The sequence below is a fragment of the Kistimonas ophiarachnellae genome, assembly GCF_057552235.1.
The window spans coordinates 70,007-91,545 of sequence record NZ_BAAJPA010000003.1; the positions used below are offsets into that span (position 1 = coordinate 70,007).

A 21,539-nucleotide genomic window follows, 5' to 3' on the forward strand; every position below is an offset into this window, starting at 1 on the left:
ATCCATGTCCTCAGAGATTCGACAGATCGTCCTCGCCACTGGCAATCATGGCAAGCTGGCGGAATTCCAGCACCTGCTGGGCGCGCACAACATCAAGATGCTGACCCAGAAGCAGTTCGGGGTCACGGGTGTGGAAGAGACCGGGCTGACGTTTGTCGAAAACGCGATTCTCAAGGCACGGGCTGCGGCGGAAGCGTCTGGCCTGCCAGTTATTGCTGACGATTCCGGTCTGGAAGTAGACGCTCTGAATGGCGCGCCCGGCATCTATTCCAGTCGCTATTCTGGTGAGAATGCCTCGGATGCGGACAATATTGAAAAGCTGCTAAAGGCGCTTCAGGGCCTGCCGGTCTCCGAGCGGACTGCGCGCTTCCAGTGTCTGCTGGTTTACCTGCGTCATGCCAATGACCCGACTCCGCTGATCTGCCAGGGCACCTGGGAAGGCTATATCATCGAAGAACCCCGGGGCGACCATGGCTTTGGTTATGATCCGGTCTTCTTCGTGCCCGGCATGCACAGCACAGCAGCCGAACTGACACCGGAACAGAAAAACAGCCAGAGCCACCGCGCGATAGCCATGCGGCAGCTGGCCGAAAAGCTCACGGTTTAACCCTCTGCGCACGCTGGTCATGGTGTCCGGCGTGCCCGTCCCTTATGATTTCGAGTCCTGTTTTGCTGGCGGTAACGAATTTGCTGACTCTTCCTCCTCTCAGCCTCTACGTCCATGTTCCCTGGTGCATCCAAAAGTGTCCCTACTGCGATTTCAACTCCCATACAGCCAAAGGGGAACTGCCGGAAAGGGAGTATGTAAACGCTCTGCTGCAGGACTTTGAAGCCTCTCTGGATGCGATTCAGGGCAGAACCCTGCACAGTATTTTCATCGGTGGCGGCACCCCGAGTCTGCTATCCCCCGGTGCTTATGAGCAACTGTTTGCCGGGCTTCGCCAGCATATCGAGTTCAGCGACGATATCGAAATCACCCTGGAAGCCAACCCGGGCACGTTTGAGCAGGACAAATTCACCGGGTTCAGGCAAACCGGCATTAACCGGCTTTCCATCGGTATCCAGAGTTTCCAGGATGACAAGCTGAAAAACCTTGGCCGTATTCATCGCGGCGAGGAAGCCCGGCGTGCTGTGGGTATGGCGTTTGCCGCCGGCTTTACCAATATCAACCTGGATCTTATGCATGGTCTGCCCAATCAAAGTCTGGACGATGCCCTCTTTGACCTGAAGACCGCCATAGCCCTGAAACCCACGCACCTTTCCTGGTATCAGCTTACCATTGAGCCAAACACCGTCTTTTACTCAAGACCACCCGTATTGCCGGAAGACGATACCCTCTGGGATATTCAGGAAGCCGGTCAGGCCCTGCTCGCAGAATCCGGCTATCAGCAATATGAAATTTCCGCTTACAGCCAACCCGGTCGCCAATCCCGGCACAACCTGAATTACTGGCAATTTGGCGATTACATCGGTATCGGCGCGGGCGCCCATGGCAAGCTAACCTTACTGGAAGAAAATAAAATCCTGAGACACTGGAAAACCCGGTTACCAGCGGATTACCTCAACTCTTCCAAGCCGTTTGAAGCCGGAAATAGAATCCTGGCAGAAGATGATCTGCCGCTTGAGTTCATGATGAACGTATTGCGACTCAATGAGGGTGTAGATGCTGGTCAGTTCAGTCAACGAACAGGCTTGCCCCTGTCTTCGATTGCCGATGCGGTGAACGAAGCACAACATCAGCAGTTGATGTCCCATGATAGTCAAAAGCTTCAACCAAGCCCGAAAGGCAGTCTGTTTCTAAACGACATTCTCGCCCTTTTTTGAACGGATACGTCATCACTGACAGGGGTGTTAGCACCCCTGTCAATTCCAGCCATGCCATAAGGCCAAGTCTTTTACTGCTGTCTAACAGGGCTGACAGTCACTTTATCTGAACCTTTATCAAATAAAGGAATCTTATTTATAGATAGAAAACAGACAGGTATCAGGAGCGTAAAATGGCAGACGGAACCGTCAATGATATAGCCGCATTACATAGTCTCACCTCTTACGGTGATTATGAGAGTGCTATTGATCGTGCGACCAAAGTATCAGTCGTTGCAAAGGACAATGGCCGATCGATCTCTGACGTCAATCCAGATGCCTTCCTTCGAAAGGTGATTGAATGTTTTTTTACCGATGACCGGGTGGGTCAGCTAAAAAAACTGGATGTTCGAAAGATCACTCAAGTCGACGAATTACGGGATTATTTCTATGCCCTGGAACTACAGTTTCTGGAATGTGGTTATGACGTTTCTCAAAATAGTTTGCTTGCCACTATCAATAACTATCTAAGTGATACAAACCTACCAGGGCCATCCATTTTGGATCTTGATGAATGTGAGCGTCTCAATGATGAGCACAACATCAGCATTTCTGCCTTTCAAACACAATTCCTCAGCGATAACACAGAGCGGTTAATAACGCCCGATGACAGCGCCTCTCTCGTCACAGCCAGAACACCTGCTATGCCTGATGTACAACATAATGAATTTACAACCGCTAACGATCCCACATTCCAGGAACGTCTTAGCGCACTCCCGCAAGAAAGCGAGAGAGATAGATTGGCAAGATATTTCTCCAGAAGGTTGCCCCCTTCGAGCGAAATTGCAGAATTTGATGACGATGCTGAATCGATATCCTCTTCAGTCTCACTGTACGCTTCATTGGATTCTTACGAAGATCCCAATAGCGCTCAACCAGGATAAAGTTTACGGTCAGGATAATCATATGAACACTTGCGTCGCCTCAGGTGGAACTGAGAGAACACCTGTTCATTCAGGGAATGAGTGTATCGGGTATTTCAATTTCAACAGAAACTGGCAAATGGTCCGACAGGGCAAAGTCAACCACACCATACTCCCGAACATGCAGGGAGGGACTCAGAAAAATATGATCCAGAGATTTACGAGGGCGCCAGCTGGGAAAGGTATTGTCGTCCCACAGCGCAGGCCGTAAATCACACCCTTTCAGCGGAGAATGCCCCATCAATTGTTCTGCATGGGTGTTCATATCCCCCATCAGAATCACATGCTCACACCCTTCGATCAGATCACGAATATAAGCCAGCTGATTGTTCCGGGTGCGCTGACTCAAGGCCAGATGCATCATGACAATCAACAACGGATTGTCCACTGAACCCAACCGCGTCACTATCGCTCCGCGACCAGGCAGCAGACCCGGCAACTTATGGTCTTCAAGATGCAGCGGTTCCTGCCGTGTCAGCAGACCATTGCTGTGCTGGGCAATCCGTCCCAGATTACGGTTAAGCTGCTGATACCAGTAGGGAAAGCGGGCTCGATGGGCCAGGTATTCAATCTGGTTGATAAACCCACTGCGCAGGCTGCCACCGTCCGCTTCCTGAATGGCGACAATATCATAGGGGCTGATCAGGCGGGCAATCTGGTCAAGGTTGGTGACACGGGCCGAGGTCGGCAGGATATGCTGCCAGCTGCGGGTAAGATAATGACGATACTGCTGAGTATTGATACCCACCTGGATATTAAAACTCAGCAGTTTGATCGTGTTCCGGGCCGCATCCTGAACGGAATCATCAAAGCTGGCGGAAACCACCTGACCCTGATGAAAGCCACGACCTGTCTTGTGATGGGCCAATAGCCCGCGGATAGCGTTCAACGACTTTACCTGCGTCTGTATGGCACCCGGAACACACCGTGATCAGAAAACCGGACTTAACCGGCGGTAGCGGTTTTCTGCTTTGGCGCCTTTTCCCGGCGAACCTTCTCTACCAGTGCATCGGCGACCTTGAGCATTTCCTCCAGTCCGCCGGCAGATTGTGGATCAACCACATAACGTCCGTCGATAATCAGGGCAGGCACTCCCATCAGCTGCGCGCCCCGAACCTTAGCATACGCCTTCTGGGACTGGTTGCGTACACCGAAAGAGTCGTAGGTCTTCAGGAATGTCTCCTTGTTGACCTTGAAGTGCTCATTCAGGAAATCCGCCATATCTGCCGGCTTGTCCAGCCGCTTGCCTTCCTTCTGGACGGCTTCAAAAATGGCGATATTGGCAGTCTCATCCAACCCCATTTCTTCTAAAGTGTAGAAAAGCTGGGCATGGGGTTGCCAAGGGCGACCAAAAATAACCGGTGTTTTCACCACATCCACATCGGCTGCCAGCGTCTTTTTCCAGGCAGGCATCAGCTTTTCCAGATCGTAGCAGTGGGGGCAGCCATACCAGAAGATGGTGTCGACTTCGATTTTTCCATCAGTTTTCTCGACAGATACCGCCTCTTTCAACACTTTGTATTGCTGGCCTGCACGGTATTCATCCGCCTGGGCCTGAACAACCACCAGCCCGATGGCCATGATAAGCCCACATAACAGCTTTCGCATACGAGTCTCCACTGCTCCAAACATGATTATTTATGCGTGATCTATATAGCAAAAAGAAATATTCGGAAGTATCGGTATTGGCACCTGTTGAACCGATTCAGGCGATTCCACTCAGGCTGCCACCACCTCCGTCCACAATAGACAAACGTTCAAAACAATAGTGCCGTATCCCGTGAATAAACAGGTATCAGGATTTTTCGGATGGGACAGAGTGCGTATATTGAGCGATGAGAGGAATGTCAGGTACAAAAAAGGCGGCTATCAAGCCGCCTTTCTGGATCCACCGGAAGATCAGTGCAAACCATTGATATAGCTGGCCAACGCATCGATTTCCTTGTTGCTGAGCTTTTCAGCGATGGTACGCATGATCTTGGTCTCACCATCATTCACGCGAACCCCTTCACGGAAATCACGCAGCGTCTTGCCGATATAATCCGGATGCTGGCCGGACAGCAGCGGGAACTTCGCAAGGCTGTTGCCCTTGCCGGTCGGAGAATGGCAGCTGGAGCAGGCCGGAATACCCCGATCCACATCACCACCACGATACAATTTCTCACCCAGGGCAATATGCTTCGGATCCACCTGGCCCACGCTGACAGCCTGGCTGGCGTAGAAAGCGGAAATATCGGCGATATCCTGGTCTGACAGGTTATCCACCATGCCGGTCATCTCCAGCACCTTGCGTTCACCGGACTTGATTTCCTGGATCTGCTTCACCAGGTACCCCTCGCCCTGGCCAGCCAGTTTAGGAAAATTCGGCGCCATGCTGTTACCGGTCGGCCCATGACAGGCCGCACACACAGCGGTTTTTTCCTTGCCCGCCTGCGGATCCCCACTACCCGCCTGCACGACACCCGATACCCCCAGAGACACCACAAGACTCAGAATGATTTTTTTCATAGCAAACCCAGCTTTTCGGCTAATCCAGCGCGTTACCGTTCTGTATTCAGAGATCTATTGCCCAGACATATAGCGGATGACCGCCTCATAATCCTCGGCTGTGCAATCCATACACATACCTTTGGGTGGCATGGCCCCCTTGCCCTGGACGACGCTGTTGACCAGCGTTTCCATCGGCAATTTCAGGCGGGTCTCCCAGTCAGCCGCATTGCCCTTGCGGGGAGCCCCGGCCACGCCTGTGTCATGACAGATTTTGCAGGCTTTCTGGTATACGGATTCCGGGGCCTGTCCGGCAACCGACACCTGAGACATCAGGCCGGCTGCAGTGAGCAGAACGGTTCTGGTTAGTATTTTCATATCCGCCTCATCAGACAGCGAAATCCGGTTCTGTCCTTTGTCATGCGAGGCATGAACAGGCTGCTTTTCCGTCATTCACTGCAGTGCAATACCTTTATCGTTGTGATTGAGCTTATGACTGGCTCGCACTATAGCTCAGCAGTATATACTATCGCCTCTGCAATCAGAACACGGTAATCCGTCTCCGTGCCGATTGCTGGCAGTCAATTAACCGATTTTCACCGTAAATGAGTTCTTTTCATGTCTGAACAGATGACCGGCCTTAACTACCGTATCACACGGTACGAGACCAGCGCCGCCCGGCTGGATCAGTGTCCCGCCGATACCGGCCGTGAAGTTGCCTTCGCCGGTCGCTCCAACGCCGGGAAATCCAGCGCCCTGAATACGCTGACCGGCTCCAGCAGCCTGGCGCGCACCAGTAAGACGCCGGGCCGCACCCAGCTGATCAATTTCTTCCCCATTGACGAGGAACACCGCCTGGTCGACCTGCCCGGCTACGGCTACGCCAAGGTTCCCGTCGCCATGAAGCAGGACTGGCAGAAACACCTCGGCGAATACCTGGAGAAACGCCAGAGCCTGGTTGGCGTGGTGTTATTGATGGACATCCGCCACCCCATGAAGGAATTCGACCAGATCATGCTGGACTGGGCCCGTGATAGCCAGATGCCCATCCACATCCTGCTGACCAAGGCGGACAAGCTGAAATTCGGCGCCGCCAAGAGCACCCTGATCAAAATCCGTAATGATCTGAAAGAGTGGGGCGATCAGCTCAGCATTCAGCTGTTTTCCTCCCTGAAGCGTACTGGCGTTGAGGATCTGACCGCCCGGCTGGATTCCTGGCTGCTGGCCGAAGATGGCGAATAATGCCTGATACCGCATAAAAAAAGCTCCGGCCTCCTGGAACGGATGAGCCGGAGCAAACGTCGGAGCTCCGATAACCGACGGTATGATGCAATACCCGTGATGGATCATCACATGGGGGGTGATGCTCACAGGCATTACAGTCGTTTGACCATTTACCAGCCCGATTGTTCCCATTCACGATGGCTAAAACCAGCCAGAAATCCTCTTACAAACAAACAAAATTACTAATAATTACCGCTAGTTACTGAACTATTGTCTGACATAGCTGCCTAATTAGAAGGAATAAATAACTGACTCAGCGATAAGACACAACGCCTATGTCTGCAGACTCTATTCGGCCGATTTTTCCCTCCGCCGCTACCGAAGACCGAGCGACAATTACCATGGAGGCCGATGCTAACTACCGTCAATGCTTTCAAGGACTCAGGGAAGTAAAAACTTGCGCAAACACTCTCACGGTTTGGGAAAAAGCACCTGACAGCCCTCCTTGCACGTGGCAACAAGTGGATTATGACCAATGGGGACGTCAGCCTGCAGTTCACCGTAACAGGAAATATTTTTCACACCAGGCTGAACCTCCTCCAATAGCCGGCCTTCGCGATCCCTTGGATGCCATCAAAATAGGTCTTTCAACATTGTGGGAAAAAATTAAACGCTTTTTTTCAGGTAAAGATCTGTTCTTCTTAAGCAGACATATCAAAGAAGACGCGCTGACTCACATACAAAACGGCTTAATACCCTGCCAGGACAGTAAGCAGACAGACAGGGGAGGATTTATAAAACGCGGGCATGCTCACTTAGGCATTGCCCTGCCAACCCGTGACAATGATCAGCTTTATATTGCTGTTGATCCGGCCGTTAACAAGCTTGGACCTTGTTACTCACCCCAACTCCCCCCTGTTATTCCTGAGGGACTTGAAGATACGGACCTGGTATTGATCTCCCATGCCCACCTGGATCACTTTAAAGATGCCCTTCTATACTGTCTCTACCCACAAAGGCCGACGCTTGTTGAACGGATCATCAAACCCTTCAAACATTTAACCCGATATCTTTCTGGACAACCTGAGGTCGAAAGAACGCCAGCGGCCCCAATAAGAACTCGCCTGTGTTTTCCTGCAGGTTCTGAACAAATCGACACCCTATTCCAGCAAACCCTCAAAAATAATTGTCACGATGGAACATCTGTTGGCTTGGCAGCCGATGCTTTTGTGCCTTACACGATAAAAAGACCCGGCAGTGATGATGTCATTGCAACACTGGTCGCAATCCCAACCAAACACTGGGCAGGTACCAACCCATTAACCAACTTCCATAAAGCGCCCGGATTCGGTTACCTCTTGATGACTGAAAAAGAATGCATTTTTGATGCGGGCGATACCGGCTACTCCGGGGAGTTGTATGATGCCGTTGCAGCCATTGCAGCAACAAATCCGCATGCTGGGGGACCAAAATATGTGACAGCACTCTTCAGTCCGGCTGGTCCTGATTTTAAACGCAGGCATATGGAAAAAACCCATCAAGCCACCATTGATACGGCAAGATGTATCACGAAACTGCAGCTCATACCCTTTATCAAGAAACAGATCCGCAACGGCATAACCGACAAACAACAAATACTCCATGATTTCATGACACAGACAGAATGCCATTTCATTCACTGGGGCCACTACAAGCTTGGACCAATACACTTTGAAGACCCCTGGATTTGCTGGCTTCAACTAATCGCCAATGTCCTCGGTTCTGACTTTGACCTGCAGGCGATTGGCGAAGGAGCAACAGACATACAGGGCTTTATCAACAGTCCGGCATACCGTGCGACACTGGAGTCCGTGACAACACAAATTCAACAAGATCTTTCAGACATTAATGCTGCGTTTGGTACTCAAAATCTGGAGCCGTGGGATCAATCTGATATAGCCAAAATACTCATGAAAACCTTGTTCACACAGGTTGCCACAAATCATGAAACATCCTTTGGTCACCAACAACACTCTGATACCGCTCACTGGATCTGTGATCCTTCCAACAGCACCAGGTTTGAAAACCTGACGCCCCATAATCTGTCACGCTGGTTTTTTACACATCCGGATGATCGATCAGAAACGTTGTTTCATGAAATATTTCGGCATACTGGCAGCACCCAAAATGAAAGAGAGACTTCTGTAAGTGTCATCACTTCGCCACTCAACCAACCGACGCCAGCGCCTGACTTAAGCATCAGCGTTCATTGACTACCCATAAAAAAAGCTCTGGACATCTGACCAGAGCTTAAAAAAACACCAAACACACAAGGAGTAGAAGGAGTAGCCTTTTTGCCACTCACTTATACAGACAACGATTGTCGTAAAAAGTTCCAATGCATCTGAAAAAAATTTAACGACAGTTTTCATGCATTGGAAAAGGCATAAAAAAAGCCCCGGAGAATGGGGGATTCCTGCCGGGGCCAAGGTATTCACATTTTTGGGTAGAGTCGGGGCAGACACCTACCCAAATAAACCAACACAACACACAAGGAGCAGGTCGAAAAATTCCGTCTGCTTACTTACTCAGACACCGACCTAACCAAAAAGTTCCCGTTACTAACAAAAAATTTTTACTTTTTTTCACTGCTTCGATGATAACGGGAACAACTCCTTATTTATCAGTGAGTTAGTGTGCTTCATCCCAATTATCGCCGATGCCAACATCCACCAGCAGCGGAATCGCCAGTTCTGCGGCGGTCGACATATGTTCACGCAGGCCATCAACCACGGTCTCCAGACAACCCTCAGCGACCTCCAGTACCAGTTCATCGTGTACCTGCATAACCATCCGGGCATCCAGCCCTGACTCCGCCAGCCACTGATCCACACCGATCATGGCTTTCTTGATGATATCGGCGGCCGTACCCTGCATGGGGGCGTTGATGGCGGTTCGTTCTGCCGCCTGCTGACGCATCTTGTTGCGGGCATTGATCTCCGGCAGATGCAAACGTCGTCCAAACAGAGTTTCGACGTAACCCTGCTCATGCGCCTGTTTCCGTGTGCGCTCCATATAGTCCTTAACACCGGGGTAACGCTCAAAATAGAGATCAACGTATTCCTGTGCTGACTGACGGGAGATGCCCAGCTGTTTAGCCAGACCAAAGGCGGACATGCCGTAAATCAGTCCGAAGTTAATAGCCTTGGCGCTGCGACGCTGGTCGGCAGTGACGCTATCAAGTGGTACACCAAAGACTTCTGCGGCAGTTGCCTTGTGGACATCCAGCCCATGGGCAAAGGCATTGAGTAACCCTTCATCTTTGGAAAGGTGAGCCATGATGCGCAGTTCTATCTGGGAATAGTCAGCCGCAACCACCTTGTAGCCTTTCGGGGCAATGAATGCCTGGCGGATACGACGGCCTTCACCGGTTCGGACCGGGATATTCTGCAGATTGGGCTCTGAGGACGACAGTCGTCCGGTAGCCGTTACAGCCTGGTGATAGGACGTATGAATACGACCACTGACCGGATTCACCATCCGCGGCAGCTTATCGGTATAGGTTGATTTCAGTTTGCTGAGGCTGCGATGCTCCAGAATCAGGCGCGGCAGTTCGTGACTGAGCGCCAGCTCCTCCAGCACTTCTTCCGCTGTAGAAGGCTGTCCCTTGGGGGTTTTCTTGATAACCGGTAGTCCAAGCTTGTTAAACAGCAGTTCCTGCAGCTGCTTGGGTGAGCCCAGGTTAAATTCCTGCCCGGCAATATCAAAGGCTTCCCGTTCAAGTACCTGCAGGCGGTCTGCCAGTTCAATACTCTGTTCACCCAGCAAGTTGGCGTCTACCAGTGCACCGGTTCTTTCCATACGAGACAGAATGCTAACCAGCGGTAATTCAATACTTTCAAACACGGATTTCAGCGGCGCATCCGCTTCCAGCTTTGGCCACAGGGTCTGGTGCAGACGCAGGGTGATATCTGCATCTTCCGCCGCATAGGGGCCAGCCTGTTCCAGACTGATCTGGTTGAATGTCAGCTGTTTAGCACCCTTTCCGGCAATATCTTCGAAACTGACGGTACTTTCCCCGAGGTATTTCAGAGACAAGCTGTCCATATCGTGCCGGGTACCGGTGGAATCCAGTACATAGGATTCCAGCATGGTGTCGAAGGCAATACCGCGTAGCGTGATGTCGTAGCGGGCCAGCACGCTTTTGTCGTACTTCAGGTTCTGGCCAACTTTCAGGTGTTTCTCACTTTCCAGCAAAGGCTTCAGGGCACCGAGCACATAATCCCGCTCCAACTGGACAGGTGCATCCAGGTAATCATGGGCAAACGGTACGTAAGCTGCCTTGCCGGGTTCTACGGAGAACGACACACCGACCAGCTCTGCCTGCATGTAATCGAGACTGGTGGTTTCCGTGTCAAAGGCAAAGAGTGGTGCCTGCTTCAGCTGATCCATCCAACGGATGAAATCCGCTTCTGTCAGCACGGTTTCATAGACCCGCTCAACAGCCGCTGGTGCGCTGGCCGGTTCAGCACCCGTCTCTTCATCGCCTTCTTTTTGAAGCTGATTGATCCAGCCTTTGAATTCCAGTTCCTGAAACCAGTGCAGCAACGTTTCCCGATCCGGATTTCCATTACGCAGATCGCTTAATGTCAGACTGAGTTCTACATCGGTCTTGATGGTTGCCAGCTCGTAGGACAGGAATGCCTGCTCCCGGTTGTCCTCGAGTTTTTTCGGCATGGTCTTGGCGCCACGGAAGGTGAGGGTGGGCACCTTGTCCAAATTAGCGTAGATCGACTCAAGTCCACCCAGGTTCTGCAGCAACGCCAGCGCTGTTTTTTCGCCTACACCGGGCACGCCGGGGATGTTATCGACCTTGTCACCCATCAGCGCAAGAAAATCGATAATCAGTTCCGGGCCTATGCCGAATTTGTTCTGTACGCCAGGGATATCCATAACGGTATCCGTCATGGTATTCACCAGGGTGACGTGCTGGTTGACCAGCTGTGCCATGTCCTTGTCGCCGGTAGACACCACACAATCTTTGCCGGCCTCAGTCGCCATCGCAGCGAGTGTGCCGATCACGTCATCCGCCTCAACCCCTTCAATCACCAGCAATGGCAGCCCCATGGCACGGATCACCGCATGCAGTGGTTCGATCTGGCAGCGCAGGTCATCGGGCATGGGTGGGCGATGAGCCTTGTACTCGGGGTAAATATCATCCCGGAAGGTTTTACCCTTGGCGTCGAAGACCACCACCACCTCGCTGTCCGGATAATCTGACTGCATCCGGCGCAGCATATTCACCACACCCTTGATGGCGCCGGTCGGCTGCCCTTTGGAACTGACCAGCGGGGGCAGGGCATGAAACGCCCGGTAGAGGTAGGAGGAACCATCTACCAGAACCAGGGGGGCGGAAGTGTTTGCTGCAGGCATCAGTAACGTTTCGACTCAGTTGTTGACAGGTTATCGCGGGATTTTCACGCGCCTGCCCTGATAATTTGCCACCGGGGCGGGTAGACTATGCGCGCTCATTTTCTGCGACAGACGACTATTCTAACGCAACCACCCGGGGTGTCAGCCCGGGATATGTGAGGCTTGCCATGAAATTGCTAACCCGCCTGTTACCGCTGCTGGCTGCCGCCGGTATTGTCGCTGGCTGTAATACCCTGGAATCTACGCCACAAACTGCCGCAGAACCTGCCAGCCAACCCATGCCTGAAACCGTTGAACCCATGGATGAAACGGCCAGAATTCTCGCGGAGGCGGTACGTGACGGCACCCTCAATCTCGACAGCAGGAACCTGCCGGAAGGGACCGATGTGGTGATCCGCTCCGGTGAGAAAAAGAAAATCCAGGAATTCCGGATCAACGGCTTTCTTTACGCCATCAAGGTAACGCCAAAAGCTGGCAAGCCTTACTTCCTGATCGCTGTGGATAACCTGGGCAATTTTATCCGGGCCGATCAGCCGCAGATACTGATACCCTCATGGCGCATCCTGGAGTGGTAACAGGCGGTTACCCAAAAAAACAAAACAGCATGTCATGATGCCGTTACCTGCCAAAATTCTGCAGGGCGACAGTTATTACATTTACAAAAAAACATAATTGTCGCCGCACTTTTTACGCCATACATTCTTTTATGCTTACATTTTTGTCCGTTTGGATTTCCGCTCATCCCGTGAGCGCTTATTGCAGTCTGCATTGATGGATTTTATACCCATCGTTTTGCTAACGACGGTAAGTATCAGGACATAAACAATCTCATATTTTAGCGTCTACAGCCCGCAGGGCCTTGGCTGATACACTTAGAAAACCTTGGCCTGGGTACTTATAAATTCTTGCAGTTCCTTTTCATTCGATGATCCTTATCGTAGTTAGAAATCACACTGGGTATTAAACACATTTCAAGTATGGATAAAATAATACCTGTCTGAATAATACCTTGAATGCATTAACGGGACAGCAACTACTCAATACACAATAATACTTTATAGCTCAACAAAAAAAATGTCTGGCCTTCTATCATCATCTTCAGATGTTATAAACACAATCATTATTCGTTATTCATAATAAAACAAACATGATAGTGACAGCCCAACTAATCCTTTCTTTCGTTGTCAGAGGTCATGTTCATTACGAACATTTGAATTATTTTCATCATTGATACAAACCGGAGGGTTAATAATCATGACTTCCCCAGTAACGAAAGCCACACCGACATCGACTGCTCATTCACAAGCACATGTGCAGCATAAACCGTCTACCAGTATTTCAATCCCCCCAGAGGAGGTAAAAAAACAGATAAGCCCGACGCTTCACACAGTCACTGCTGATACGATTACGGTAGGTGAACGTAAGGTCAGATTTGAAACGATTCAGACCATCGCCGAAATGGATTCGGATTCAAATGGCACTAGTGGCACTAGTGGTGACGATGAAAACTTGCCTGAAATTGAACTTTTACCGGTACCCCTCGCAGGGCATTCAAATGACACTGTTAGTGACGATGATAACTTGCCTGAAACAGATAGTCAGCTGTCACCAGGTCAGGATGAAGCTGCAGCTGCTAACGAAACTTCTCAGGCTGCACCTTCGAAAAGAGCCAAAGCTTGCAAAATCCTAGGCGCTATTTTGTTCAATGCAGTGCCTCAAGGCATCATAATAGCAGTTAAACCATTTCTGGAAGATCCAGATAAATTTGATGATGCTGGTACTCATGCAGGGGTATTAATTGGCACATCTTTATTGACCATACTATACATAAATAAAAACAAGATTGCTGATTGTATCTGTAGAACTGAACAAACACCTTCAAGATTAGCTGATACAGAAACAAGAGAAACAGAAGCAGCTCCAAAAGCAGCTCCACTCGCAAAAGCAGAATCACTATCAGAAGAAGAATCACCACTAATAAAAGAAACTGAACTATAAAAACTACGCCGGTCTTTTTAGTTGATATTTGTAAATAAATGTCAGCGGAAATACCGGCTTTTTAATCCATGAGCAAATATTAAGATCCGATAAAAATCACGAACCTGCAACTGTAGTAATTCACGTGATACACCCATTGCAATTTCTAACTGCAGTTATAACTGCCCACGATCTGGAACATAGACTATAAAGGCGACCAGATTGACTTTGAACAGGCAGGCCTGTGGCCTGATTCACGTAGTTCGATTCGCTCGCGAGCAGACGTTCTACCGGCAGAGAGTGTCGGCGTCCTTCGGAAACCGACCTATGAAGGAAACCTGCAAATTTCTGCAAGCAATGCAGCACAGGCAACCGAGGATTAAACCGTAGCTGGAAAAGCGATGGGTATTATATGGCTACGGTCATGTTTTTATGAAATGGGTATCTTTATCCCATTGTGTTATCGGCATTGTGACGGGAACACACCAGATACATCACGATAATCATCTGGCGTTATGGCAGACCTTGAGCATTCATCGAAGCGGAATGTCACGTACATCAAGGGTTTCAGCAAATTGTGCGAATAGCTGGCACCGCCGCCATCAGCATAGGGAATCTGAACCGCGCATTTTCCCACGACAATGCATGTATGCTGACGAAGCCGGTCATTTTTTATGGTCGACACAACGTCCGGTAATGTTACCATCCCCGGTTCACAAGAGAGCGATGGTGTAACCCTGTTACACCCAAAGAGATAAGGCCTCGGAGTAACAATGTCGGTATATACCCTGCTGGAACAACAGGATATTGAGGTTTTTCTTGCCGGTTATGACCAGGGAGAGCTGGTCGATTTCCGGGGAATTGAGGCAGGGGTCGAAAACTCCAACTACTTCGTAAATACACAGGTTGCCGGAGAACCCGATGTCCGGCAGTTTGTGCTGACGCTATTCGAATATCAGCCCCGGGAGCAACTACCGTTTTTCATTGATTTCATGACACTGCTGGCCGACAACGGCCTGCCGGTTCCCGCCCCCGTCCGCAACAGACAAGATGAAGCCCTGCTGACACTGAAAGGTAAACCCTGCCTGCTACAACCGCGAATGCCCGGGGAGCATCTGGAAAAGCAGGACATCACCGCCCCGAAATGTTTCACCATCGGCCGCTACCTGGCGAGTATTCACCGGATGGGGCAAGCAGCCGCCATATCCCAGGAAAACCTGCGCGGTATGCCCTGGATACAGGCGCAGGTGGATCGGCTGAAGCCATTACTTTCCGAGGCTGAGTGCGAATACCTGACCGGGCAGTGGCAGGAAATTTCGAAAGCATTGAAGCAGTTCGGCAACCTGCCTGAAGGCCTCATTCATGGGGATCTGTTCTTCGATAACGTGTTGTTTGATAACAGCGGAGTCAGCGGCATTATCGACTTTTTCCAGTCCTGCCGTGACTGGCTGATCTACGATGTCTCCGTCGCTGTGAACGACTGGTGCCTGAATGACGACCTGACGCTGAATGCTGAAAAGACCGAAGCCTTCCTGGATGGCTACCAGTCTGTACGACTGTTTACGCCGGAAGAAAAACAGGCCTGGCCGGTCATTCAGCGTTTATCCTGCCTGCGGTTCTGGTTATCCCGACTGGTGACGTTTGTGCACCCGGAAGACCATCATGACAGTTACCAGAATGACGCCGCGGTAAGAAACTTTCTTGATCCGGAAAAGTTCCGGGCAATGCTCGCATTACGAGCAGACAAGGCGCAGCCCATCTCTGACTAAGCATTACGTGTGCGGCAAATATGAATGTCCGCCAATTCCCTGTGGCGGACAGATCACACCTCTTACTGTGCAGTGACTGCAGTCTTTGTCAGAAGGCCAATATCAGTGTGATGCAGCATTTTCCCGAAAGGCTCTGCAGCACCTTCAGGGCCGAAGGCAATGACCGGCACCGGAGTGCTGGTATGGGTACCGGTGCCCCAGATCACGTTCTGGTCCTGTGCAACCGCACGGCCAAGCAGGTCGTGACGAATCTCTTCGCCGTAGACATAGAAGGCCCTGAAATCACGAACTTTCGGGAATTTATCCGTATCCAGGTACTTGTGGCCCGCCACCCGGAAAGGGTTGTTTTCGCTGGCCAGAATATCCCTGGCCTGCTCAACCGTGATCTTGAACTCGCTGTTGGCATTAACGATGTTCACCAGATCTTCAGCGGTTTTATCGGTCCTGGAAAACGCTGAGAACATATTCGGGTAGCTCATCTTCTGGTCGTACAGACGATCCAGAATTTCAAAGTTGCCGAAGTTGAAATTTGGTTTATAAGCCTGCTCTGCAAAGGCTTCACCATTCAGCGACTCCGGCGCAGGAATGTTGGCGCGCGTGTAGGAGAAACCAAATCCACCGGTTTCATGGTCTGCCGTGATGACAACCAGCGTATCGTTACGGTCTTTAACCCAGTCGTAGACATAGCCGATCGCTTCATCAAACTTCAGCATTTCATGGAGCATGGTGCCGGCATCGTTATCGTGACCCGCCCAGTCAATACGACCGCCTTCGATCATCAGGAAAAAGCCATCAGGATCCCGGGACAAGATATCCAGCGCTTTCGCTGTCATTTCCTTCAGGGTGGGTTCCGTGCGACCGGGGTCATTCCTGTGGTGCGTATGCTCGATGCCATCGGCCATACCGGAATACGCAAACAGACCCAGGAGTTTACCGTTGTCAGCCGCTTCGAATTCACTGCGCGTCAGGGCGACCTGGTAGCCGGCATGTTCTGCATCGAGCAACAGATTTTTGTCGTCTTTACGCTTGGATTTGATCCTGACTGTACCGTCAGTACGCTCGGTCAGTTGCTGATATAAATCCCCCCTGTCGTTGACGCGCTTCGGAATCCAGTGGCGAAGTCCGCCGGAAAGCATGACATCCACCCCGGTTGCCAGCATATCTTCAGCAATCTGGTTTTCCAGGGAACGGTGGGGGCGATGGGCTGCAAAGGAAGCCGGTGTTGCATGGGTCAAACGGGTATCTGACACCAGTCCGGTGGCTTTGCCCGCTTTTTTGGCGCTTTCCAGTACCGTTTCCGCGGGATTGCCCAGGGCATCAAGCCCTACCGATTCAGAGGGAGAGGGCTCACCCGTTGCCAGCTGGGAGGCGGAACTGGCCGAGTCCACCACGATATTGTACGCAGGATTATGTTGCGACATGCCAACGACACCGGCATTCATAAACCTTGCCATACCCGTGGGTTCGCCCTTGTAGATTGAGCCTGGCGCATTCGTGGCATATTCCTGTAACAGGCCCACTTGTTGTGGCCCCATGCCGTCACCAATCATCATGATGACATTCTTGACTTCTGGCTTGGCGGCAGCGACCTGCTGATCGGTTGACTGGCATCCCGCCATAAGGACGGCGGAGGATAACACGCCGAAAATAATGGAACGTTTGAATGGTGTTTTCATGAGCAGTCTTTAGTTGTTTTATGATGTGTGGCTGATCGTAAAGTCCGTTTATGAACACTCGCGGTCAGTTTGATGACTGTTCCATGACAAAACACCGATGCTGCGCACACGCGTTTTTATCACAGAAAAAACCAAGGCTGTCGGAGCCATCTGCTCGTCCATTGTTGTATTCACGCTTCAGAAAGACGTCGTCTTTCATGCGTCATTGAGCAGATAGCGGGCAATGCTAACACGACATTCCGCCTGCACTTCAAGTGCGGTGCCAATTATCAAAACGACCGCAACGTTCGAGACGAGCACAGCAATTACCTTGCCATGCGGCTGGTCACATGGGTAGCAGCCAACCACTAGCACACTGTTTCGCCAGTAATGACCAGAATCGTTCAGCACCAGCATGCAGCCTGACATCATTGCGGTACAACACCACATCCACGGCAATACACCATTCTTCTCCGCCTAATGGTTGAAGTTGTCCAGAACGTAACTCGTCCGTGATCGCATAATCCGGCAGCCAGGCAATGCCTTTGCCGCGCAACGCCATCACCTTCAGCAAATCCGTCAATGACGATTCCATGACCGAGCGGAACTGCAGGCTATCCGCACTTTTTTTCAGCAGGGTATTCACCCGACGCCCCATATGTGAGCCCGGACTGTAACGCAGCAATGGCAATGGCTGTCCTGCTTCCAGTTGGAACAGGGATTTTCCATCCGGATCACTGGCACACACCGGGCGCATCCACGTCTTGCCCAGCGGCAAACTGGCAAAGGGCGGCTGCATCAGGGCATCGATATCAAACCCCAGCAGGAAATCACAACGTCCCTGTTGCAGGGCTTCCACGGCCAGATCCATATCAATGCTTTCAACCCGGCTGCGTGTAGCAACATCAAATTTGCCCATATGTTCGAGCAGGTTGGGTAACTGGGAAAGGGACAGGGAATGGGAAGCGGCAAAATCAATGGGCTGGCTGCCGGGTTCATCCAGGCCATGAATCTGGTTGAGGCCTTCTTCCATCTGGCGGAGCAGGTTGCGGGCCGTGGTCCGGAACAACCGTCCCTGTGGCGTCAGGCTGACCGGGGTCGTTCCACGGTCTATGAGCTCTATACCGGTCGCCTGTTCCAGTGACCGGATACGGCGTCCGAACGCAGGCTGCGTCACATTGCGCTGGGCCGCCGCACGGGAAAAGTTCCGCAGGTCAGCCAGCGCCAGGAAATCCTCAAGCCATTTCGTTTCGAGATTCATGCCGTCACTCAATATACGCCCGAATGGGGAAAGATTGGGTGTGGCAGAGTATTCCAGACTCTCCTCAGGCCGCCAATGCGGGACTATCGTAATACCAATGTACGCAGGCATCTGCCAGTAGCGCCGTCGCATCCAGGCAGAACTCCGGTTGTTCCATCGTCAGGCGGGCCAGCCCGACCGGGATTTCCGTACAACCCAGGATCACCGCTTCAGCCCCCTGATCTTTTAAATCGGCGAAAATAGCTTCCATCATTGCCGTACCTTCCGCCATTCTGCCAGCCTTGATGGCATAGATCGCCGCCATCATACGTTCCTGCGCCAGGGCATCAGGTAATAACGTCTGACCACCCATCGCCTCGATCCGGGACTGATACAAACCCGCAGCGACAGTCGCAGACGTTGCCATGACGCCAATCCGAGTCAGGTTCCGCAGCTGAATCTCTGCCATGACACAATCCAGAATACTGATCATGGCAACCCGGGTTTCAGCCTGCAGGCGCTCAAACCAGAAATGGGCGGTATTACAGGGAATCACAACACAGGTTGCGCCGCTATCCTCCAGCCGGTGCAGGCCATCGAGCATAGCGGGGAAGGGGTCTTCACTCCCTTTCAGAATACAGGCGCTCCGATCCGGGATCTGCGGCACATTATGAACCAGCATGGGAATATGCTCCTGGTCAGATCCCACGCCACAGCGCAGTACCACTTTTTGCATGAAATCGATGGTTGCCAGAGGCCCCATGCCTCCCAGAATACCGAGCATTGTCCTGTTCTCCCGCCAAGGCACACGCAGCCGGGTCAGTGATTGGCCTGCGCCGTGAGTGTTTGACGTTATGATTCCCTGCCCGGCTGCCCGTGTGAAATGCCCAAAAAGAAAGACCAATGCCGGAACGGCAATCAGATCGTGACCAGAAGTGATAACAGACAAAAAAAAAACCTGCCTTATCGGCAGGTTTGTGGTGACAGGAGTGCCTTGAGCGTTCCAGCGCTCAGCTTACCCCTAATGATCATGCCCATGATCGTGATCATCATGCTTTTTCATGCGCTTCTTATGGCTACCTGCACGCTCATGGTTATGACCATCATGGTCTCCGGCCTTGGCGCGGCGTTTTGCCTTGATTTTTTCGCGCTGCTCCGGGGTCAGGCTTTTCCACCAGGCCCGACGCTGCTCCGGCGTCATGCTCTTCAGTTGTTCTTTGGTGACACGCTGGCCACTGTTGTGGTCTGCTTCCTGTGCCATTGTTTCAGAACCAAACAGCATAAAAACTGCCAGAACCATTGCAAACGACAACCCCTTGCCCATCATGATGACACTCCCTGTCCGTTCGTCTTTTTTATGATAGTTGCAAACACACCGGTTAAATCGCTTAATCCAGGCTAATGCAGCGTGTCTGCTCTTTCACCAGAGGCGGGGGCAACGGCATAGCATTCCCCTTGTTTTCCGCCAGTTTCTGCCCGGCCATACGGTTTGCCGCCAGAAAGCGGGCTTGTTGTTCATCATCTGCTTCAACAACCAGTACTTCACAGCAGTATTCCTGCCAGACACTATCTGATTCGTTAACCGGTTCAATACGATATTTTGGCATGTGAAAATCCTTTTTTTGCTTTCGTTATTCTCAATGACTGCAATCGATCTTATCCAGCGATCAATGTATACACTCTATCATTAACCTTCTGATATTTAAGCCAATTTTACAACTCAATCTAAAATAAAGCTTTTTAATAAACAGTGAACTTTCGTCAACAAAACGCATCAAAATATTATGATCAAAGTTTAAAACGAATGAAGCAGCGGACATAACATGGAAGTTGAAGTTGTCTCACCATCAAATCCAAACCATATAAGCACTGGTTCATCAAGTAGCCAGCCTTCAAGCTTTAATGGCCATAATGTAAGCCAGACAACTGAAACCGAACCCAAGGTTGCCCGGTCATGCCTGGAAAAAACGGTTAAATGCGTTATAAGATCTTTATTTGATTTCATCATTACCGTTTTCAATATCACTTTTACCATTCTAATTTCTGCCCCACTGATCGTCGCCGGTGGTATTTATGGGTTAAGACTGGTGGCTGAATTTGCTTACAACCGCTACCTGCATTACGAAAAACACCATGTAGGAGAGCTTGCAATACAAAGAAAGAATCTACATAAAAAACAAAAAGAAAATGCAGAAAGCATCAAGGATGCCTTACAAACACACCTTGAAAAACTACAGGCATTAAATGTGCCTGAGAGCTCAACCGCGCAAGTTAGCGAATTACTCCTGCCTGCAGAGAATGATCCAATCCGGATAGCAATCGACAGGGCTTACAATCAACATGAATTACAGTTCAACGAAGCCAAAGACCTTAGGGATAATGTGAAACATGCAAAAATGAAGTTGGATGAACTAAAGACAAAAGCTGAAGGTTACTTCAATGAATCTGATCAAGCCGCCAAAGACGTTAATACTGCTTTGGAGAACAGTGGTCAGTCCCTGGAACAAGCAATGCCATCCAGAGATAAATTGAAACAATATATACACTACACACAAGAAAAACTTGCGCTTATTGATGAAGAGTTACAAGAACTGAATTCAATCGTGGATGGTCGAGTTTGCCAAGCCTGCTGCCCGACCTGTAATTCCTGTATAGCCGAAAGTTTGCCCAGCTCACTCCGGGCAGCCCTCATCACGTTGGTTTCTTTACCTTATTTGATCCCTTGTGGCGTTATTATGGGGGCCGTAAATACTGTTCGGTTAGTCGCTGAAGTCACCTGGATTACCTGTCCTTCCAAAGTACGTGAAAACCAAAAGAGCGAAGCCGATCAAGAGGAAGAGCAAGAAGAAAGAAGCAAGTTCCCATGGCAATCCCCTTTCCCGTTTGGGGATGGTAAAAGCATTAACCAATGCTGCCCTGTCTAATGCGCAGGCAACGTTAGCGTATTAATGCTATCCCTTGTTGTCTGCAAACGCTTTCTGAAACACAC

Annotated in this window: 19 protein-coding genes; 9 read left to right on the top strand and 10 right to left on the bottom strand. The window is 50.8% G+C overall.

Going from position 1 to position 21,539, the window contains the following annotated elements; translation table 11 throughout:
* The first annotated feature begins 4 nt into the window (after positions 1–4).
* From AC27K1_RS04350 to AC27K1_RS04360, 3 genes are all read left to right on the top strand, one after another.
* Positions 5–607: an XTP/dITP diphosphatase gene (locus AC27K1_RS04350; RefSeq protein ID WP_487148588.1), complete on the top strand. Its 603-nt coding sequence runs from the start codon at positions 5–7 to the stop codon at positions 605–607.
* Positions 608–651: 44 nt separating this feature from the next.
* The gene (hemW, locus tag AC27K1_RS04355; protein ID WP_487148590.1) at positions 652–1,824 is read left to right on the top strand and encodes a radical SAM family heme chaperone HemW; all 1,173 of its coding nucleotides are present in this window, start codon (positions 652–654) and stop codon (positions 1,822–1,824) included.
* Positions 1,825–1,997: 173 nt separating this feature from the next.
* A complete protein-coding gene (locus AC27K1_RS04360; RefSeq protein ID WP_487148592.1) occupies positions 1,998–2,747 on the top strand; it encodes a hypothetical protein in 750 nt (249 codons plus the stop codon).
* A gap of 70 nt (positions 2,748–2,817) precedes the next feature.
* Here the strand turns inward: AC27K1_RS04360 and AC27K1_RS04365 are convergent, their stop codons facing one another.
* The 4 genes from AC27K1_RS04365 to AC27K1_RS04380 all read right to left on the bottom strand — a co-directional run bounded on the left by AC27K1_RS04365 (position 2,818) and on the right by AC27K1_RS04380 (position 5,651).
* On the bottom strand, positions 2,818–3,675 hold the full coding sequence (locus tag AC27K1_RS04365) for an endonuclease/exonuclease/phosphatase family protein (RefSeq protein WP_487148593.1): 858 nt from the start codon (positions 3,673–3,675) through the stop codon (positions 2,818–2,820).
* A 56-nt stretch (positions 3,676–3,731) separates the two neighbouring features.
* Entirely contained in the window at positions 3,732–4,394 is a 663-nt protein-coding gene (locus AC27K1_RS04370) for a thiol:disulfide interchange protein DsbA/DsbL (protein WP_487148594.1), read from the bottom strand.
* A 291-nt stretch (positions 4,395–4,685) separates the two neighbouring features.
* Positions 4,686–5,294 carry a c-type cytochrome gene (locus AC27K1_RS04375; protein WP_487148595.1) on the bottom strand — a complete coding sequence of 203 codons (609 nt, stop codon included), beginning with the start codon at positions 5,292–5,294 and terminating at the stop codon, positions 4,686–4,688.
* 54 nt (positions 5,295–5,348) lie between these two features.
* Positions 5,349–5,651, bottom strand: coding sequence for a c-type cytochrome (locus tag AC27K1_RS04380; RefSeq protein ID WP_487148597.1), 303 nt, complete (start codon positions 5,649–5,651; stop codon positions 5,349–5,351).
* 240 nt (positions 5,652–5,891) lie between these two features.
* On the opposite strand from AC27K1_RS04380, the gene yihA reads away from it, so the two are divergent.
* Both yihA and AC27K1_RS04390 read left to right on the top strand, forming a co-directional pair.
* A complete protein-coding gene (gene yihA, locus AC27K1_RS04385; protein WP_487148599.1) occupies positions 5,892–6,515 on the top strand; it encodes a ribosome biogenesis GTP-binding protein YihA/YsxC in 624 nt (207 codons plus the stop codon).
* Between the two features lie 317 nt (positions 6,516–6,832).
* Positions 6,833–8,749 (top strand): MBL fold metallo-hydrolase, encoded by a 1,917-nt coding sequence (locus tag AC27K1_RS04390; RefSeq protein ID WP_487148600.1) that lies wholly within the window; start codon positions 6,833–6,835, stop codon positions 8,747–8,749.
* 418 nt (positions 8,750–9,167) lie between these two features.
* On the opposite strand, the gene polA is transcribed toward AC27K1_RS04390, so the two are convergent.
* Complete coding sequence (polA, locus tag AC27K1_RS04395; RefSeq protein ID WP_487148601.1) at positions 9,168–11,909, bottom strand: DNA polymerase I; 2,742 nt, start codon at positions 11,907–11,909, stop codon at positions 9,168–9,170.
* Positions 11,910–12,076: 167 nt separating this feature from the next.
* Between polA and AC27K1_RS04400 the strand changes: the two genes are divergently transcribed.
* From AC27K1_RS04400 to AC27K1_RS04410, 3 genes are all read left to right on the top strand, one after another.
* Positions 12,077–12,484 carry a DUF2782 domain-containing protein gene (locus AC27K1_RS04400; RefSeq protein ID WP_487148603.1) on the top strand — a complete coding sequence of 136 codons (408 nt, stop codon included), beginning with the start codon at positions 12,077–12,079 and terminating at the stop codon, positions 12,482–12,484.
* A 679-nt stretch (positions 12,485–13,163) separates the two neighbouring features.
* The gene (locus AC27K1_RS04405) at positions 13,164–13,907 is read left to right on the top strand and encodes a hypothetical protein (RefSeq protein ID WP_487148604.1); all 744 of its coding nucleotides are present in this window, start codon (positions 13,164–13,166) and stop codon (positions 13,905–13,907) included.
* Between the two features lie 752 nt (positions 13,908–14,659).
* Positions 14,660–15,655, top strand: coding sequence for a homoserine kinase (locus AC27K1_RS04410; protein ID WP_487148605.1), 996 nt, complete (start codon positions 14,660–14,662; stop codon positions 15,653–15,655).
* Positions 15,656–15,717: 62 nt separating this feature from the next.
* Here the strand turns inward: AC27K1_RS04410 and AC27K1_RS04415 are convergent, their stop codons facing one another.
* The 5 genes from AC27K1_RS04415 to AC27K1_RS04435 form a co-directional block, all read right to left on the bottom strand.
* Positions 15,718–17,331, bottom strand: a complete 1,614-nt coding sequence (locus AC27K1_RS04415) for an alkaline phosphatase (RefSeq protein WP_487148607.1) — start codon at positions 17,329–17,331, stop codon at positions 15,718–15,720.
* A 325-nt stretch (positions 17,332–17,656) separates the two neighbouring features.
* Positions 17,657–18,682 (bottom strand): LysR substrate-binding domain-containing protein, encoded by a 1,026-nt coding sequence (locus tag AC27K1_RS04420; RefSeq protein ID WP_487148609.1) that lies wholly within the window; start codon positions 18,680–18,682, stop codon positions 17,657–17,659.
* Complete coding sequence (gene cuyB / locus AC27K1_RS04425; RefSeq protein ID WP_487148611.1) at positions 18,636–19,334, bottom strand: cysteate racemase; 699 nt, start codon at positions 19,332–19,334, stop codon at positions 18,636–18,638. The genes AC27K1_RS04420 and cuyB overlap by 47 nt, the downstream gene beginning before the upstream one ends.
* A 237-nt stretch (positions 19,335–19,571) precedes the next feature.
* Positions 19,572–19,877, bottom strand: coding sequence for a hypothetical protein (locus AC27K1_RS04430; RefSeq protein WP_487148612.1), 306 nt, complete (start codon positions 19,875–19,877; stop codon positions 19,572–19,574).
* A gap of 61 nt (positions 19,878–19,938) precedes the next feature.
* Positions 19,939–20,157, bottom strand: coding sequence for a hypothetical protein (locus tag AC27K1_RS04435; RefSeq protein WP_487148614.1), 219 nt, complete (start codon positions 20,155–20,157; stop codon positions 19,939–19,941).
* 216 nt (positions 20,158–20,373) lie between these two features.
* Here AC27K1_RS04435 and AC27K1_RS04440 point away from each other — a divergent pair, with 216 nt between their 5' ends.
* The gene (locus tag AC27K1_RS04440) at positions 20,374–21,474 is read left to right on the top strand and encodes a hypothetical protein (RefSeq protein WP_487148616.1); all 1,101 of its coding nucleotides are present in this window, start codon (positions 20,374–20,376) and stop codon (positions 21,472–21,474) included.
* The last annotated feature ends 65 nt before the right edge of the window (positions 21,475–21,539 follow it).

Excerpts from the sequence above, each read along its gene's own strand:
- AC27K1_RS04375 (WP_487148595.1), bottom strand. The coding sequence starts at position 5,294 with ATGAAAAAAATCATTCTGAGTCTTGTGGTGTCTCTGGGGGTATCGGGT.
- AC27K1_RS04420 (WP_487148609.1), bottom strand. The coding sequence starts at position 18,682 with ATGCCTGCGTACATTGGTATTACGATAGTCCCGCATTGGCGGCCTGAG.
- AC27K1_RS04430 (WP_487148612.1), bottom strand. The coding sequence starts at position 19,877 with ATGATGGGCAAGGGGTTGTCGTTTGCAATGGTTCTGGCAGTTTTTATG.
- AC27K1_RS04390 (WP_487148600.1), top strand. The coding sequence starts at position 6,833 with ATGTCTGCAGACTCTATTCGGCCGATTTTTCCCTCCGCCGCTACCGAA.
- AC27K1_RS04440 (WP_487148616.1), top strand. The coding sequence starts at position 20,374 with ATGGAAGTTGAAGTTGTCTCACCATCAAATCCAAACCATATAAGCACT.
- AC27K1_RS04405 (WP_487148604.1), top strand. The coding sequence starts at position 13,164 with ATGACTTCCCCAGTAACGAAAGCCACACCGACATCGACTGCTCATTCA.
- yihA (WP_487148599.1), top strand. The coding sequence starts at position 5,892 with ATGTCTGAACAGATGACCGGCCTTAACTACCGTATCACACGGTACGAG.
- AC27K1_RS04400 (WP_487148603.1), top strand. The coding sequence starts at position 12,077 with ATGAAATTGCTAACCCGCCTGTTACCGCTGCTGGCTGCCGCCGGTATT.
- AC27K1_RS04435 (WP_487148614.1), bottom strand. The coding sequence starts at position 20,157 with ATGCCAAAATATCGTATTGAACCGGTTAACGAATCAGATAGTGTCTGG.
- AC27K1_RS04360 (WP_487148592.1), top strand. The coding sequence starts at position 1,998 with ATGGCAGACGGAACCGTCAATGATATAGCCGCATTACATAGTCTCACC.
- AC27K1_RS04410 (WP_487148605.1), top strand. The coding sequence starts at position 14,660 with ATGTCGGTATATACCCTGCTGGAACAACAGGATATTGAGGTTTTTCTT.
- cuyB (WP_487148611.1), bottom strand. The coding sequence starts at position 19,334 with ATGCTCGGTATTCTGGGAGGCATGGGGCCTCTGGCAACCATCGATTTC.
- AC27K1_RS04415 (WP_487148607.1), bottom strand. The coding sequence starts at position 17,331 with ATGAAAACACCATTCAAACGTTCCATTATTTTCGGCGTGTTATCCTCC.
- polA (WP_487148601.1), bottom strand. The coding sequence starts at position 11,909 with ATGCCTGCAGCAAACACTTCCGCCCCCCTGGTTCTGGTAGATGGTTCC.
- AC27K1_RS04350 (WP_487148588.1), top strand. The coding sequence starts at position 5 with ATGTCCTCAGAGATTCGACAGATCGTCCTCGCCACTGGCAATCATGGC.
- AC27K1_RS04370 (WP_487148594.1), bottom strand. The coding sequence starts at position 4,394 with ATGCGAAAGCTGTTATGTGGGCTTATCATGGCCATCGGGCTGGTGGTT.
- AC27K1_RS04380 (WP_487148597.1), bottom strand. The coding sequence starts at position 5,651 with ATGAAAATACTAACCAGAACCGTTCTGCTCACTGCAGCCGGCCTGATG.
- hemW (WP_487148590.1), top strand. The coding sequence starts at position 652 with ATGATTTCGAGTCCTGTTTTGCTGGCGGTAACGAATTTGCTGACTCTT.